The sequence below is a fragment of the Halanaerocella petrolearia genome (genome assembly GCF_054657875.1).
This window is the reverse complement of sequence record NZ_BAAHXW010000002.1, coordinates 1,297,877-1,315,286: the sequence shown is the minus strand read 5'-3', so window position 1 is coordinate 1,315,286 and position 17,410 is coordinate 1,297,877. Positions and strand designations below refer to the sequence as shown.

Annotated in this window: 14 protein-coding genes and 2 pseudogenes; all 16 read right to left on the bottom strand. The window is 32.9% G+C overall.

All coding sequences use genetic code 11. The features are described from left to right. Nucleotides 1–138 precede the first annotated feature (138 nt). The 16 genes and pseudogenes from hisB to ACYQ39_RS13760 all read right to left on the bottom strand — a co-directional run bounded on the left by hisB (nt 139) and on the right by ACYQ39_RS13760 (nt 17,387). Nucleotides 139–721: pseudogene (gene hisB / locus ACYQ39_RS13835) on the bottom strand (imidazoleglycerol-phosphate dehydratase HisB). Nucleotides 722–987: 266 nt separating this feature from the next. Further along, nucleotides 988–2,278: pseudogene (hisD, locus tag ACYQ39_RS13830) on the bottom strand (histidinol dehydrogenase). A 54-nt stretch (nt 2,279–2,332) separates the two neighbouring features. After that, nucleotides 2,333–2,980, bottom strand: a complete 648-nt coding sequence (gene hisG / locus ACYQ39_RS13825) for an ATP phosphoribosyltransferase (protein WP_459844300.1) — start codon at nt 2,978–2,980, stop codon at nt 2,333–2,335. After that, complete coding sequence (gene hisZ, locus ACYQ39_RS13820) at nt 2,973–4,238, bottom strand: ATP phosphoribosyltransferase regulatory subunit (protein WP_459844297.1); 1,266 nt, start codon at nt 4,236–4,238, stop codon at nt 2,973–2,975. Before hisZ ends, hisG begins: the two co-directional genes overlap by 8 nt. Nucleotides 4,239–4,658: 420 nt before the next feature. Next, entirely contained in the window at nt 4,659–5,249 is a 591-nt protein-coding gene (locus ACYQ39_RS13815; RefSeq protein WP_459844294.1) for a cell wall hydrolase, read from the bottom strand. 12 nt (nt 5,250–5,261) lie between these two features. Next, nucleotides 5,262–5,933, bottom strand: a complete 672-nt coding sequence (locus ACYQ39_RS13810; RefSeq protein ID WP_459844291.1) for an S-layer homology domain-containing protein — start codon at nt 5,931–5,933, stop codon at nt 5,262–5,264. After that, nucleotides 5,914–7,932, bottom strand: a complete 2,019-nt coding sequence (locus ACYQ39_RS13805; RefSeq protein ID WP_459844288.1) for a cohesin domain-containing protein — start codon at nt 7,930–7,932, stop codon at nt 5,914–5,916. The genes ACYQ39_RS13810 and ACYQ39_RS13805 overlap by 20 nt, the downstream gene beginning before the upstream one ends. An 11-nt stretch (nt 7,933–7,943) precedes the next feature. Next, the gene (locus ACYQ39_RS13800; protein ID WP_459844285.1) at nt 7,944–9,020 is read right to left on the bottom strand and encodes an energy transducer TonB; all 1,077 of its coding nucleotides are present in this window, start codon (nt 9,018–9,020) and stop codon (nt 7,944–7,946) included. A 9-nt stretch (nt 9,021–9,029) separates the two neighbouring features. Beyond that, nucleotides 9,030–9,440 (bottom strand): ExbD/TolR family protein, encoded by a 411-nt coding sequence (locus ACYQ39_RS13795; protein WP_459844282.1) that lies wholly within the window; start codon nt 9,438–9,440, stop codon nt 9,030–9,032. After that, on the bottom strand, nt 9,427–10,050 hold the full coding sequence (locus ACYQ39_RS13790; RefSeq protein ID WP_459844279.1) for a MotA/TolQ/ExbB proton channel family protein: 624 nt from the start codon (nt 10,048–10,050) through the stop codon (nt 9,427–9,429). Before ACYQ39_RS13790 ends, ACYQ39_RS13795 begins: the two co-directional genes overlap by 14 nt. An 11-nt stretch (nt 10,051–10,061) precedes the next feature. After that, nucleotides 10,062–10,883, bottom strand: a complete 822-nt coding sequence (locus ACYQ39_RS13785; protein WP_459844276.1) for a PHP domain-containing protein — start codon at nt 10,881–10,883, stop codon at nt 10,062–10,064. Nucleotides 10,884–11,028: 145 nt separating this feature from the next. Then, a complete protein-coding gene (locus ACYQ39_RS13780; RefSeq protein ID WP_459844273.1) occupies nt 11,029–11,565 on the bottom strand; it encodes a spore maturation protein in 537 nt (178 codons plus the stop codon). Nucleotides 11,566–11,569: 4 nt separating this feature from the next. Then, a complete protein-coding gene (locus ACYQ39_RS13775; protein ID WP_459844270.1) occupies nt 11,570–12,148 on the bottom strand; it encodes a nucleoside recognition domain-containing protein in 579 nt (192 codons plus the stop codon). A 91-nt stretch (nt 12,149–12,239) separates the two neighbouring features. Continuing rightward, nucleotides 12,240–14,279 carry a bifunctional 4-hydroxy-3-methylbut-2-enyl diphosphate reductase/30S ribosomal protein S1 gene (locus tag ACYQ39_RS13770; protein WP_459844268.1) on the bottom strand — a complete coding sequence of 680 codons (2,040 nt, stop codon included), beginning with the start codon at nt 14,277–14,279 and terminating at the stop codon, nt 12,240–12,242. A 139-nt stretch (nt 14,280–14,418) separates the two neighbouring features. Continuing rightward, a complete protein-coding gene (locus ACYQ39_RS13765; RefSeq protein ID WP_459844265.1) occupies nt 14,419–15,876 on the bottom strand; it encodes a DUF445 family protein in 1,458 nt (485 codons plus the stop codon). Nucleotides 15,877–15,947: 71 nt separating this feature from the next. Beyond that, nucleotides 15,948–17,387, bottom strand: a complete 1,440-nt coding sequence (locus ACYQ39_RS13760) for an ATP-binding protein (RefSeq protein WP_459844262.1) — start codon at nt 17,385–17,387, stop codon at nt 15,948–15,950. Between the last annotated feature and the right edge of the window lie 23 nt (nt 17,388–17,410).

The following is a 17,410-nucleotide window of genomic DNA, read 5'->3' as shown; positions in this document are numbered from 1 at the left end:
TAGACTCAAAATTAACTTAAGCTTAATATCAATTAAACTCAAAGAATAAAACCATTTCCAAATAAATTATATTAATATATAAATTCTGTTTTTAACTTTGATTTTAACTGTACACTGTCAACTGTTAACTGTAAACTATTAAAGTTTCCCTTTCGTAGACATAACACCCTCAATTCTCTCATCTATCTTTACTGTTTTGGCTAATGCTCGAGCAAAAGACTTAAAGACACCTTCAATAATATGGTGGGTATTACTTCCTTCAATCTGTCTAATATGTAGGTTAAGTCCTGCATTATAAGCTACTGCTCTAAAAAACTCCTCTACTAGTTCTGTATCAAACTCTCCTACTTTCTCTTTAAACCTGTAACAGAGAAGTTAAGATAAAACGTCCACTAAAATCAATAGCAGTATGCAACAGTGCTTCATCCATAGGTACAAATTGGTCACCATAGCGCTGAATTCCTTCTTTATCACCAACAGCCTCTTTAAGCGCTTGTCCTAGAACAATGCCAATATCCTCTACTGTATGGTGTCCATCAATCTCTACATCTCCTTTAGCTTTTAACCTAAGATCAAAGAGGCCATGTCGACTAAATAATTCTAACATATGATCAAGAAAAGGAACTGGTGTATCAATCTTTGCCTCTCCACTACCATCTAGATTCAACTCTAACTCTATCTCTGTTTCACTAGTCTTTCGTTCTAACTTTGCCTGTCTCATTTTTTCCTCCCCGCTTATGAATTGATAATTGACAATGTAAAATTAATATAATGCAACTTAATTGATATATGTTTAACCGTTGAGTCTGAGCTTGAGTTTAAGTAGATTTATCACGAAGTGGTTGTTAAACCTGGAGGAACCATTAAAACAACTGGGATTAAGGGCTACTTAAACTTTATATTAATTAATTAAATATCTATCACTTGTTACTCGTCACTAATTACTAAATTTATTTTTACTATTTAACTTTAATTCTTAATTATCAATTAGTCTTCTGTTCTTACTCTGATACTATTCGCATGAGCATCTAGACCTTCTACTTCAGCTATCTTTACTGCTTCATCTTTAACCTTATCTAATCCCTCTTTAGAGTAATGAATAATACTAGACTTTTTAACAAAATCATCAAGGTTTAATGGTGAATAAAACTTAGCTGATCCCCCAGTTGGTAGCACATGATTTGGCCCAGCTACATAGTCACCAATTGGTTCAGCTGCATATTCACCTAAGAAGATAGCTCCTGCATTCTTTAACTTACCTAAGATAGAGAATGGTCTATTCACCTTGACCTCTAAGTGTTCTGGAGCAAACTGATTAGTTAAAGCAATTCCTTCTTCTAGATCTTCTACTACAATTAAAGCTCCATAATTATCTAAGGATTCACTAGCAATTTCAGCTCTAGATAACTCTTGTAATTGCTCTGTTAAATTCTTCGCTTACTTCTTGAGCCAATTGGTGAGAAGTAGTTACTAAGACTGCTGAAGCCATAGGATCATGTTCAGCCTGCGATAATAAATCGGCTGCTACGTAACGCGGATTTGCTTCTTCATCAGCTAAGACTAAAATTTCACTTGGCCCAGCTAGCATATCAATATCAACATAACCATAAGCCTTTCTTTTAGCTAAAGTTACATATATATTACCAGGGCCAACAATCTTATCCACCTTCTTGACTTCATCTAAATCTAAACTCAGTGCTGCTATAGCCTGAGCACCACCTACTTTATAGATAGTATCAACTCCTACTTCAGCTGCTGCAACTAAAGTATAGGGATTTAGACTACCATCTTCTGCCGGTGGAGAAACCATTACTATCTCCTCTACTCCTGCTACCTTGGCCGGAATACCATTCATAACTACTGAAGAAGGATAAGCAGCTCTCCCACCTGGTACATAGATACCTACTCGTTTAAGTGGTTCAAACTTCTGGCCTAAAATCACTCCATCTTCCTTTATATCTAACCAATCCTCTCGTAACTGCTGCTTATGAAACTCTCTTACATTAGCAATAGATTTTTGAATAGCAGTTAAGAATTCATCATCAACTTGCTTATAAGCAGCATCAACTTCTTCTTGACTAACCTCTAAATTATATAATTGGACCTTATCAAAGCGGGCTGTATAATCTAAGACTGCTTCCAATCCTCTTTCTTTAACCTCACCCCAAATCTCTTCAACTGCCGCTACCTGTTCTGGCTGATCAAAGGAAGAGCGATTTAAAATAGCATCTAACTTATCTGTTATCCCTGCTTGACTAGTATTTAGTATATCTATCATTTTAATCCCTCCACTATTAAGTTTAAGATTAAGTCTAAGTTTGAGTTACTAAACTTAACCTTTGTTTTCTACAACCTCTTTCACCTGTTTAACAGTCTCACTTATCTTTTTATTTTCTGTCTTATAGCTGACTCGATTGACGATTAACCTAGCTGATGATTTAGCTATCTCTGCAATCTCAACTAAATTATTCTTACGTAGAGTAGTTCCTGTTGATGAGATATCAACAATCATATCAGCCAATCCAATTAATGGGGCCAACTCAATAGATCCATTTAGCTTTACTAGTTCCATTTGAAAACCTTGTTCAGTAAAGAATTTACGAGCCACATTAGTATATTTAGTAGCTACCCTCCCTGTTAAAGGTAACTCATCTAAACTCTTAATATTCTCTTCTTCAGGTAATGCTACAACCAAACGGCATCCTCCAAATTTTAGATCTACTAATTCACAGACATCTGCTCCTGATTCTAATAGTATATCCTTACCTGCAACTCCTAAATCAGCTACTCCATGCTCTACATAGGTCTGAACATCTACTGCCTTAGATAGGATAAACTCTACTTCACCACTAGGATCAGGCAAGACTAATTTTCTTGAATCGTCATCTAATTCACGGTTAACTAAACCAGCTTCTTTTAAGATTTCAACTGCTGGTGCAAACATTCTTCCTTTAGGTAAAGCAATTCGTAATTTACTCATCTAACTCACCCTCTCCTACTTTAATCTCTGCTACTTCTAATCCTGCTACTTCCTTAGTAATATAATCTACCTTTAATTCTTCTTTACCTAGAGTTAAAATTCTATCTATTCCTTTACTAACTGCATAATCTATTACTTCTGTTAACTCTCTATTTACCACTTCTAATTCTACTTGATACTCTTCCTTACGTAACTGAGTTGCTAACCTAAAGCCTTCTTCTCTCTCTTCAGAAGTTACTAACAATAAAACTCTGTCTTCATCAGTATCAAACTCATATCCTTGTTTTTCTAAGGATAATAATAATCTATCAGTACCAATAGCAAATCCTGTCGCTGGTACAGAATAGCCAAATTCCTCTACTAGACCATCATAACGGCCACCACCACAGATTGTATAGCCTAAATCATGTGTATATCCTTCAAATACAATTCCTGTATAGTAATCAAAACTTCTGACTACACCTAAATCAATACAAATATATGAATCAACATCAAATAATTCTAAGTTTTTATAAACCTCTTTTAAGTTTTCTAGAGCCTGTATTGAAGCTTGATTATCAACTAACTTCTCTGCTGCAGTAAGAGTTTCTAAACCACCTCTTAACTTGGCCCCTTCTAATATAGCCTTCTCTTGTTGAGAAGTAAGATCAGCTTGAGTTAATAATTCTTCTAATTTAACAAAGTTTCTATTAGATAATGCCTTACGCACCTTAGTCTGTAAAGAATCAGATAAATCTGCCTCTTCCATAATCCCAGTAAAATAATCTACATCACCAATATCAATCTTAAAGTTCTTCAAACCTGATTCTTCTAAAGCTTGAGCAGCCATAGCAATTACTTCAGCATCTCCAACTGGTGTCTCTACTCCAAATAATTCAATTCCAGCCTGATAAAACTCTCTCTGGCGCCCTGCTCGTGGCGTTTCATAACGGAAAACATTACTTTGATAAGATAAACGCAAAGGTAACGGTTCATCTTTAAGCTCTGTTGCTACTAAACGAGCAATAGGAGCTGTCATTTCAGGACGTAAAGCAATAATTTCCCCCTTACGATTAAAAAATTTATACATTTTAGTCTGTAAACCTTCAGTAGCTTCTGATAAAAGCTCATAATACTCCATAGTAGGAGTAACAATCTGTTGGTAGCCCCAACTAGCAAAAGTTTGATTTAACCTTTCTTCTATCTCTTTCTTCTTAGCTGCCAAATCTGGCAAATAATCTTTTGTTCCTTCTGGTCTCTGTAATTTATCTACTGTCACTCTAACTCCTCCTTTAATACTTTAGTGCTTTAAAGTGGTGATTTATTAGAATATAACATATATTATTAGTACTGTCAATTATAATTTCTCCTACTCCATTATATATTCAATCTCTAGACAATTTTATTCTTTAATAGTGAAATATTATTGATATAAAGTGGCACTTTCGTGCCACAGCTATCAGCTATGTGCTGTGAGTAGTGAGCTAAATCAAAGTCAAAATCATAAATATATATCAAACCCTTGAAACGCAGGTATTGTAAGAATTTAGTTTTTGAACTGGCTGACAGCACACAGCACACGACAGACGACTGTGTCACCTATGGTGACACAATATATCAATTGAGTCTACTTTTAGTTTGCCTACTATAAAAAATTATTATAAGAAAAAAATCCCTAGAATTAACTCTAGGGATTGGATTACTTAGCAAAAACATGGTCTCCTATTTTTACTGTAGTTTCTTTTGTTTGAAACCAAGATATGTACTTAGCAGTCTTAGGATTATAAAAGTATAAAGCTCCTTGCGAAGGATCTTTACCATTTAGCGCCTCTTTTGCAGCCTTGTAGGCACTAACAGTAGGTTTAAGATTAATCTGTCCATCTTGTACAGAACTAAATTGCTTTTTTTGATGAATTACACTATAAATCGTATTAGGAAATTCACTACTAACTACTCGATTGAGAATTACAGCTGCTACAGCCACTTGGCCTCGATAAGGTTCTCCTCTTGCTTCACCATTAACAGCTTTAGCTAACCAATAAATTTTATCTTGATTATAATCATCTTCACTTATTATCTGTCCTTCTCTATTTTTGGATTCAGCATCATCTGTCAACCAATTCACAGTTAAAATAAGAATTCCAGTCAAAGCCAGACCTTTATAGGCTGTATCCTTACTAACTTCTGCTGCAGTAACTTGAGTAAAATTAGGAGCAAAGGGAGTAGTTACAATTGGAAACACTAATACGAATAAGAGAGTTAAAGCAATTACTTCTGTTATTTTAAACATCTTAATTCACTCCTAATTATTGACCAATAATAGTAAACCAATGCTTAAACCGGCTCCTAACCAATAAAATCTTCGTTGTAAAGTCTGTACTTCCTTTTCAGTACCTTTATCAGACAAATTAGACTCTATATTATTAACTCTTTCTCTCAACTCTTGATTACTAGTTTCTAATTTATCAATTCTCTGTTTTAATTTAGTCAATTTGGCTGCTTCTTTCTTTAATTCATTGACTAACTTATTTAACTCTGTTGTTAACTTATTAACCCTATCATTAGTATTAATTATATCTTCTTGATTAATTGTCTGTTTTTTAGATAGCTTATCTACTTCTTGCTGTACCTCTTTACTCTGACTCATTACCTCAACTAGTTCTGAGCGAAACTCTGTAGCTAACTTCTTTAGAGTTAAAATGTCCTTTTCTTTTAAAGAAATTTGCTCTTTTTCTACTTCTTCTAATATCTTATATACTGCCTTAGCCAATTGATAGCGACTGACTGAGGTCTCCCCTTTAAATTTACTACCATCATACAAAGATAAATAACCATGATCTACCAATTTTACTACACTTTCATATGCCCAATGGTTCTTAGAAACATCTTTTATCTTATCTTCAGCTAATGCAGGTACAGTACTACCAAATAGTAAAAAAACTATTAATAGAAAACTAATTATTCTCTGTTTCATCTTGATTACCCCCAATAGTTAATTGGTTATGCTGTAAACTCAATTTCAATTCTTGTTCTTTATCATTATAGACTTTAAAATTAGTAAGTTTTAACTTACTCTGTCCTGATGACTTCACTTTAAAGTGAATACTAACTATAGTCCCTTTTTTAATATCAAAAGGAGTATCCAAAGTTCCAGAAATTCCTTTGATTAGACCTTTCTGCTTAATTTGAGGTGAATTCCAGCTTAATAATTGATTATTTCTAACAAATATATCTCCTCGAGAAATATAAACTGGTTCTAAGACTTGAGAATTATAACTTAATCCACCATTTACTCGATATAAACTGGATATATTATCTAGTTTGATTTGAGCTGTTAGATAATCTCCTATTTGTAAATTTGACGCTTTATCTTCTAGTTTAACCTTAGCTTCAGGCTGACGATTAGATATATGCAATAAAGTATTTTGATCCTGATTAGCAGCATTTTTACTATCTACTCCTATAGAATAAGGTAACTTACCAGCTACTAAACCTACTGGTTTAATCTGCCAAGGTACTTTTACTGATTGACCAGGCGCTAAAGATCCTAGATATTTTTCTGCTTTATCACCAGCTGCTAAATCAAGACCTGGTGGTAAAGCTAAATAAGTATTCACTCCATGAGCTGTTGAGTCACCATTATTACTAATTCTGCCGTAGACTTTAACTGTATCCTTTAATAAGTGATTATTTTCCACTTTAATCTGAGCTGGAGTATCTAATTTTAAATTTAATTTAGGCGGGCCAACTACCTGTAAACTCCTAGCTACTTGATTATCATCAGTATTTTCGGCACTAACTTCTACTTGATAATCTAACTTTTGCGTCTTTAATTTATCAGGTCGTACCTTCCACATGACTTGAGCTGTATCTTGAGGTTTTAAATCACCTAACTTCTTTACTTTAGAATTAGACAATAACTCTAAATCAGAAGGTAACTTTAATTTAACTTCTACATCTTCAACTTCAATTTCAGCTGTATTCTGGATATAAGCTACAACCTGTAAGCTCTTATCTGGTCGATCCATAATTACTTTAGCTGGTGAAGTAACTCCTAATGATAATAATCCTGGTACAATAGTAATACCACCTAATCCATAATTAGTTACATACTCTCGTGTCTCTCCTGGCTGTAAAGAATCAGGTTGCCATAACAAAGACAGGGCACTATCTAATTCAAATTCTCCCTTTCTTAAAAACTTCTGTCCTGGATTAAAATCAAAATCCCAGAGTCCATCAGCTAAACTACCCCAATCAGCAAAGTATATCTGATCAGGAGCAGTTATATTTGGCCCTTTAATCGTCCCTTGTGCTGTTACTTGAGGATTATTTAAAGAATCAAAAGCCTGCCAAAAAGATGGCGACTCTTGTTTGGTATACAATTGGTCATCAGTAATAGCTTGGTTCTTGATCCGAAAAGGAGCTCCATCATTTTTTCCTAACATTGTATCAAGCATAACCCGCAGACCAACTTGATGGACTTTCTTTCCTTGATTGGTAACCTGGTACTTAATCTGCGCTGTATCAGGCAGTCCTGTAGTACTACTTTTAACAAAACTTAGAATTTGACTAACTACTAACTCTCCATACTTATATTTAGTTATAATCTGATCATTCTTTATTTGAGGTGGCGTCAGTACTTGGCCATACTCTCCTTTTCTTCCAGCTCGTTTATCAGTTGGCCCTCCAAAAACATAATTTGTACCATCTACTCGTAAAGTAGTATAAGACGTCCACGGTTTAGGACGACCATAAATTAATGGCTTACCATTATCGCCTTCTCTTAAAGGAGCACCTCCAGTTATATCAACAGCAAATCGCCCTTGATTAGATTGATCTTTATTGACAATAATTGAAATATAATCATTTTTTAACTTTAAATTCCCATGCTTATCTATTTGAGCTCCAGCTATTCCTGATAAAATAACTATTAACAAGCTGAGAATAAGTATCAATTGTATTACTTTCTTCATCTACTAACACCTCATTCCTGCTCCAATGTTAAATCTATATATTCTACATCAACCTGTTGTCCATCTTCTGTATTACGAAAATGAACTAATAAAGTCATCTGATAATCATTAGCCGCCTTCTTAAATTCCCAACCATGCTTAATTGTCATCAAGGCTATATTATTAAAGCTCTTATTATCTGCCGATTCTAAAAGGTTAACTTTCTTTATTTTTCCTGTAGCACTAACTTTAACACTTAATTTAACATTACCTTCTACAGAAGTATTAGAAGCATCTTTAGGATAACTAGGTGTAATATTAGTAGCAATCAGACTCTGTGGAGTTGGCGGAGTAATCTTCTCTTTCTTCTCCTTAGGCTGGCTTTTATTATCAGATTCATTATCTTCTTCTGAAGTATCCTTTACTTCTTCTTTTTGCTCTGTAGTATCTGATGTCTGAGACTCTTTAGTAGTCTTTTCTTCTTTTTCTCTCTTTTTCTGTTTAGGTTCAGCCTCTTCTTTCTGTTCTACTGAGTCTTGATTATTTTTAGCCACTTTTAGCTCTTCTGTACTATTTTCACTAGTCAATACTTTTTCAACATCTTTCTTTTCTGTCTTTATCTCTTCATTCTTAGTTTCAGATTTATCTTGAGTTACTACCTTCTCTTTTTCTTCTGAAGTTTCCTTACTTTTATTAGTTATTGCTTGATTCTGCTTGGTTGAAGGGCTAGTTTCAGATTTAGACTCTTTCTTTTCATTATTATTTGGTTTTGGTTGAGGATTACTCTTTTGTTGAGTAGAATCCTTCTTCTCCTTCAACTCTTTATCCTTATCCTCTTTAGCTTTATCTCTACTTTCAAGTTTCTCTTTTTCCTTCTTAACCTTTTCTTTCTTTTCTTCCTCTGTGACCTTTTTAGATACAACTTTAGACTCTTCTTGTTCAAGCTCTACTACTTTCACTTCACCATAATACTTCTTTTGCTGTTGAAAAGTTTCTTCTGCTTCCCAACCTGTTTGGGTTAGCAGATATAATACTATGGCATGGACAATAACTGAAATTGTTAAATACTTAACTAAATTATCTTCATTATTAAAATAGTCTCTCTTCATAGCCATCACCTAATTCATCTCTTCTTTATCTGCTGCCAAAGCTAACCTATGGCCACCTACCTGTCGAATTGTATCCATCACTTTAACAATCTGTCTATATTCAACCTGCTTATCAGCTTTAATAATAAATAATGTATCCTGATCTTCCTTTACTAAACCTACTACTTGAGACTTAAGATTAGATAGACTGATTAAATTCTTATCAATTGATAACTGTCCATCAGCTGTAATATTGATTCTTACTTTAGAATCTTGTTTCTGTTCAGTTACTGTTCTAGCTTGAGGAAGATTGATCTTCATCCCTGCTGGAGTAACTTTAAAAGTAGTAAATAACATAAAAAAGATCACTAAAAAGAGCATAACATCTATCATTGGTAATAATTTTACATCTAACTTTTTCTTTAAATTAGTCTCGAACATTATTACCATCCCTACTTAATAAATCTACTACATCCATAAACCAACGATTCATCTCCATTGTTCTTCGCTCTACTAAGCTAGTTAAGTAAGAATACATTAACATAGTTGGAATAGCTACGATTAAACCAGTAGCTGTACTAATCAATGCTTCAGCAATTCCAGAACTTAATGCTTGAGGAGAAGCAAGTCCTTGTGCCGCTTGTAAAATATTGAAACTATTAATAATTCCAATTACTGTTCCTAACAGACCTAACAAAGGAGAAACAGCAGCTATAAACTCTAATACTTTTAACCGTTTTTCTAATTTCTTAACTTCATTCTGTCCTGCTAATTCTAAATTATCTCTAATTTCATACTTACCTCGCCCTTGATACTTTAGTCCTTCTAATAACATACCAGCAATTGGCCCACGTTCCTCTTTAATTATCTCTTTTGCCTTACTTATCTTACTATTCTTCAACTTTAGTTTAACCTGCTTAATTAAATTATAGTTATTAGCCTTAGCTCGCTTTAAATAAATTAACCTCTCTAAACTAACTGCTAAACTAATAATAGAACATAAAATTAAAGGACTAATTGTTAGCCCACCTTGTTTAATTAACTGTAACATTTTTCTTCCTCCTATCTTGCTGCTTTTAATTCTTCTAGTAAAGAGTATGGTGCTTTAATCTGTCCTAGTAGCATACCTGCTTTTCTAGTTGGCCCATGGCAGTCAGAACCACCTGTTACTAATAAATCATGTTCTTGAGCCAACTCTATATAGTGTTCTGTCTCCTCTTGATTATGGTCAGTATGATAAGCTTCTAAACCTTGGGCTCCTGCATCTATTAATTCTGGTAATAATCCTTGATCACTTACCAATCCTGGATGAGCAATAATTGGTACTCCTCCTGCTGCTTTAACTAATTCAATTGCTTCAAAAGGAGTTAATTTCTCTCGTTTCACATAAGCAGGGCCAGAACGACCAATATACTGATCAAATGCCTCTTCCCATTCATCTACATAGCCTTTATTAAGCATTATCTTAGCTAAATGGACTCTACCTAAGGCAGCTCCCTCTGCTAATTCTTGAACTTCAGTAAATTCAATCTCTATTCCTAACTCATTTAACTTACTTACCATCTTCCTAATTCTATTAAAACGGGCTTGCTTTAAAGAAGTTAACTTATCCCGTAATTTCTGTCGTTTTAAATCAATATAATAACCTAAAATATGAATTTCTGCATCTTTATAATCAGTATTCAGTTCAATTCCTGGTACAAATTCAATTCCAACTTCTTGAGCAGCTTTTTTACCTTCTTCTAATCCATCTACTGTATCATGATCAGTAATAGCAATAGCACTAAGACTATGTTCCTTTGCTTTATTGACTAATTCTGTCGGAGTAAAACTACCATCTGATGCTGTAGTGTGTAGGTGTAAATCAATATATTTATTAGACATAATTTCATCTCCTATCTCTAGTAATCTGTGCTACAATTTTTAGTATAGACTAAGACTTAAACTAAAACTTGGACTTAATCCTACATTATTCTAGCTATATCACTAATTCAATATTTTAATACAAATTCCTGCTTTAAGCTCTAAATTAACTACTAAAAACTAACTGACAAATAAAAATAGCTGCTACAAAACCTGCTAAATCAGCTATCAATCCTACCACAATAGCATGGCGCTGATTTCTAATTCCTACTGCTCCAAAATAGACTGTAGCTACATAAAAAGTAGTCTCTGTACTTCCTTGTAAAGTAGAAGCTAGTCTACCAATAAAAGAGTCTGGACCATATTGGTTAATCAAATCACTGACTAAAGCTAAAGCACCTGTTCCTGATAAGGGCCTTAACAGTCCTAGAGGAAGAATTTCTTTAGGTACTCCAAGCAACCTTAATGGTTTCTCTAAAACATTTAATAATAATTCTAAACTTCCTGAAGCTCTAAAGATACTAATTGCCATTAACATTGCTACTAAATAAGGAATAATCTTAACTCCAATAGAAATTCCTTCTAAAGCACCTTCAGTAAATACATCATAAACCTTGACTCCTCGCCATGAAGACAAACCTAAAATTAAGACTATTAAACCAGGAATAGCCCACTGCGATAGAAGATTAATTAGATTAACCATCTTACTAAACACCTAATTTAATCATTAATTTATTAGCTAACAACCCAACTAACGTAGAACAAGTAGTAGCAAATAAAGTGGTTCCAATAATCTCTGTTGGATAGCTAGAGCCTGCTCCTATTCTTAAAGCTAATATAGTAGAAGGAATCAAAGTAACACTTGAGGTATTAATCACTAAGAAGGTACACATAGCATCTGATGCAGTCTCTTGTCTAGAACTTAACTCTTGTAACTTATTCATAGCTTTAATTCCTAAAGGAGTTGCTGAGTTGCCTAGACCTAATAAGTTAGCAGCTAGATTCATCATTATAGCTCCCATTGCAGGATGATCTTTAGGAACTTTAGGAAATAAAATCTTAGCTAATGGTCTAAACAACTTAGCCAATAACTCTGTCAGTCCTGCTTCTTCTGCTACTTTCATCAAACCTAGCCATAAAGACATAGGACCAATTAGCTTAATTACTATCTCTACGCTATCTTCAGCTGACTGTAAAATAGCCGTTGATACTGCTTCCATCTGTCCTTGAAGTGCCCCTACTAACACACCAATAATAATCATTGATAACCAAATTTTATTCAGCATATCATCCCCCCTACCTTAAATTTATGCTCTTACTAAGGGGATATGAAAAAAACCCTGACACTAGGTCAGGGTTTAAGGCATCTCTATAAGATTAATTAAATAAATCTTCTAAATCGTCGCCTACTAAATCTCCAATAGTAGTTCCATTCTTCTTAGCTTCTTTCTTAGCTTTATTAGCTGACTTATTAGCCCTATTTCTATTAGGCTTAGATTTAGGCTTAGGTTGAGATTTAGTCTGAGTAGCAGGTGCGTTATCTAATTCCTTCATACTTAACCCTACTCTTCTTTCATCTGTATCAATATTAATAATCTTAGCTTCTACTTCATCTCCTTCTGTAACTACATCTTCTACATTAGCTATATGCTCACGAGATAATTGAGAGATGTGAATTAAGCCTTCAACACCTGACTTAACTTCCATAAAAGCACCAAAGTCAACTGTCTTTGTAATGCTACCTTCAACTATATCTCCTTCATTATATTCTTGGTCAAACTCTTCCCAAGGATCAGTTTGAGTCTGTTTATATCCTAGAGCAATTCTTTCTTCAGCTGGATTAACACTTAAGACCTTAACTTTAATCTCTTGCCCCTCTTCCAATACTTTAGATGGATGTTCGATTCGTTGCCAAGAAATCTCAGAAATGTGTAATAAACCTTCAACCCCACCTATATCAACAAAAGCACCAAAATCGACTAATTTAGTAACTGTACCTTCAAGTACATCTCCTTCAGAAAGATCATTTAAAACTTCTTCTTTCTTCTTAGCAAGTTCATCTTCTAAAACTGCTTTACGAGATAATACTACATTATTATTCTCTTTCTCAACTTCAATAACCTTAAGCTCTAACTCTTCTCCTACAAATTGACTTAGATCCTCAACATAGTCAACTGCTACATGAGAAGCAGGAATGAATCCTCTTAGACCAATATCAACAACTAATCCACCTTTTACTTCTCTACTTATTTCAGCAGTAATAATTTCATCATTATCATATGCTTCTTCTACCTTGGCCCAAGCTGCTTCTTCATCTACTTTTCTTTTAGACAAAATAGCATGTCCTTCTTCACCTTCAGGATTTACTATTTCAACCTCTAACTCTTCTCCTTCACTAAGCTCTTCAGAAGGATCTACACGACGCGAGCTGATCTCATTAGCTGGAATAAACCCTTCAACTTTAGCACCTATATCTACATAGGCACCATCTTCAGCTAATTGAGCAACCTTTCCAGTTACTCTATCACCTGTTGTTAACGTAGTATTATTTTGTTCTTCAGATGCTGCTTGTTCTTGAACTTCTTCCATATCAGTCATTCGACTAACAACCTCCTTAATTATCCAATTAGGGGTCGAAGCCCCTGCAGTAACACCAACTTTTTTAATATTAGTAAACCAATCAGCTTGTAATTCATCTGCCTTTTCAATATGATAGGTTGTAACATCATTCTCTCGACAGATTTCAGCTAAGTGATTGGTATTGGCACTATTATATCCACCAATTACTATCATTAAATCTACTTCTTGACTCAAATCAGCTGCTTCATTTTGGCGCTGTTCTGTAGTAGTACAAATAGTATTATGTATTTTTAGATTAGTTACTTTAGGTACCAAATAGTTAATTAATTCTCTAAATTTATTAATTGACTGAGTTGTTTGAGAAACAACCCCAATTTTACTACTTAATTTTAAGTCTCTACAATCTGATAGATCTTCAATAACTACTGCTTCATCATCTGTATGACCTAAAATACCAACTACCTCAGGATGATTGCTATCACCACTAATTAAAACTTGATAACCATCTTCTAATAATTTTTCAGCTTTATCCTGAACTTTTTTAACAAAAGGACAGGTAGCATTAATTATTTCTAACTCCTTACTTTGAGCCTCATTTATAACTTCTGGTCTTACACCATGGGAACGAATAATAACAGTTCCATTATCTATATCATTTATTTTTTCTGTTACACCAACATTGGCTTCTTCTAACTTTTTTACTGCTTGTGGATTATGTATTAAAGGACCTAAAGTGCAAACAGCCCCTCTACTGTCTTGACCTGCTTTTAAAGCAACGTTCATTGCTCTATCAACCCCGAAGCAGAATCCACCATGTTCAGCCACAATAATCTCCATTTCTTCTACTCCTTCCAACCAACATATACATATGATACCCAAAGAAATATCAATTATACACTTCATTTTAATCACAACTATTCTATAGATATTATAACAGAAAAATAGACAAAACTAAAGAGTATTTCCATATTTTTATTTATACAGTAAGTAAAGAAATAACTGGAGTTATTAGTCCCATTATAAAACCTAGAACTGCTCCAAACCAAGTAATAGCTTCTAACTCTGTTTCAATTACATCTAATAATAACCTTTCTACTTCTAGGATATCAAAAGAATCAATCTTTCTTTTGACCATTCCTTCAAAATCTAAATCAGATAATACTTTACCTAAATGATGTTCCATTACATATTCAATTAAATTCACTATTCCTGTTTCTAACTTATCTGAATTAGTTGTAGGTAATTTAGAAAAATATAATTTTAATGGTTGAGAGAAGAAACTACTTAACCCTCTAGAGACTAATTTTTCAATAACTGTTATTAATAAATTAATATCAATTAGTTTATTAATAACTCTCTTTAATTGAATTTTTAAATCATCTACTGATAAATTATTTATTACAAACTTTTCTAAAGAATTAATTAACATTTCAATCCGACTATCTTCAACTAAATAATCGGCCATTTTTTCAGTTGTCTGATATATATCTTCTTCATCTATGTTATCTACTATAGTGGATAACTCTGTCTCTAGTATAGAATCTAAAAATTTATTAAGTTCTCTTCTAATTTCCTGGCGATTGTCAGGATCATCTAAAAATTCGACTAAATAACGTAAAAATTTTTCAACAACACTATCTTTTAACCCATCTAACATACTTACTAGTGGATTGTCTCCAAATAAACCATCTAGTCTTTCATCAATTTTTTCTTTTACTGAATCAGAAGTTAAAAACTCAGTAATCTGTTCAATCAATTTAGATTCATTATTAGCTAGACATTCCTTTATCTTATTTACTATAGGAGCAGGTATAATATCTCCAATTTCTTTTTCACTAGACTCTGATTCTTTTAAAATTGGTTGTAGAATGCTAACTAACCCCTGCTGAATCTTTTTTGCATCCAAATCTTGTAATAAATTAGTTTTTAACTGTTGATACTCTTCTGAAGTCAGATACTGCTCTAATTTATTTTGATCTAAATCAACAAATAAAGTATCAAGTAATCTATTAATTTGTTTCTCTGTTATTAAACTATCTATTAGTCTAATAATTAGCTTGGATAGATCTTGTTTTAACTCTTCAACTTTATCATTAGAAAATACTTGTTTCAAAATCTGTTCTAAACTTCGTTTCTCTACAGCTAATAATTCAAGTTTTTCTCTGATAAACCCTTTAACTTTACTCTTTGTCCTTTTCTCTTGGAACATTTTCTCAAACGCATCAGCAGTTAATAATTTCTTTCCTACTGCTGCTCCAATACTATCAGCTAACTTACCTCTCCTTCGTGGTATTACACCAGGAGTAAAAGGAATTTTAACTCCTAAAATTTCTTTCTTAGTTAAAGGGCGAAATAACATCTTAATTGCTAACCAATTAGTAAAGTATCCAATAATAGATCCTACAACTGGACTGATAATAAATACTGTATCCATTACTACTTACCTCCCATATCTTATTGTCTGCTAAGTTATTCTAGTTTATCCTCTATAAATAATTTTTTCAGTCAACTATTAATTCCTTTATATAATGTATCAAAGTCAATATCTAATTGATTAATACCATTTTCTAACTTGATATAAAAGGTGGTTCCTTCTCTATTACTTTCAAACCAAATATCACCTTGATAAATCTTAGTTACAATATAATAGGTAATTGTTAAGCCTAACCCAGCACCATTTGTTCCTTTTGTCGATGAAAATAAATCAAAAACATCATCTCTAATTTCTGATGGAATAGGTGGTCCAGAATTATAAATACTAAACAGAATATCATTACCTTCACCCCAAGATTTAATCTTAATCTTTCTATCCCCAGGATAATTCTGTAAAAACTCTATTGCATTTTCTATTACATTTTTTATGGCACGTAAAATAAGATTTTCATCTCCTATAATTTCTAAATCATCATTCTCCAACTCTACTAAAAAATCTATTCTTTTTTCTTTGCATTCTTGATAAATACTATCTTTTATTATGCTTAACAACTGTTTAACCTTTAACCTTACTAATTCAATCTCACCTGAATCAAAAAGCTGTAAATTTTCATTTAGAAGATTATTAATTCGTTTAACCTTATTATTAATTTTTTGAAAATAAAATTTAATCTCATCATCTTCAGCTTTTAATTCTCCCATTCCACTAGCGGCCATAATCTCCTGTAACGGATTTCTGATTTCATGTATTACTCGAAAAGCCATTTTTCTTACATTCTCTATTCTATTAGCTTGCTTTAGTTTTTTAGTATGTTGAAGAATATCTTCTGCATCTGCTGCAAAGGATATGGCTCCAATTACTTTTCCTTTTATAATTACAGGGAAACTAGTAACATCTAATATATATTTTTCTCCTGTCTGCTTTAACCGAGTAAATAGTCTGCTCTGAATAAGGTTTCCTTTTTTTATAGATTTTTCTGCCATAGATTTAATATCTTTAGAAGTTAATGATTCTAGAAAAAAGTCTGTTTTTTTATTGACTACATATTCAAAATCAACATTTAACTTAGTATTTAATTTATTTAATATTGATTGATTAAGATATACTATTTTTCCTTCTGTATTAAATAGAGATATACACATCTCTTTTGAATTAAAACAAGGTATCTGTTGCAACTCTTTCTTCATATCTGCTATATTTTCTATCTTAGACCTAAAAGCTAAAACTATAGTTAAATGGCCTTGTTGTTCACCATCAATTGGAGTAGGAAAACTATAATAGATAATTCCTTTACCTTTATATTCTTGATAACCATAAGTTATTTCATTATTCATTATGGCCTCTACTATAGATAATTCCTTAAATAAATTTACTTTTTCCAATTTAGCCCCTATTAAATTATCAACTATTATTTCTGCTCTATGATTAGTTTTAATTATTCTACTTTCATCATCTGTTATAATTACAAGTCCTGGATGTTCATCTATCATGAACTCTACGATATCCTTCATAATATTACCCCTTTTTCTATTAA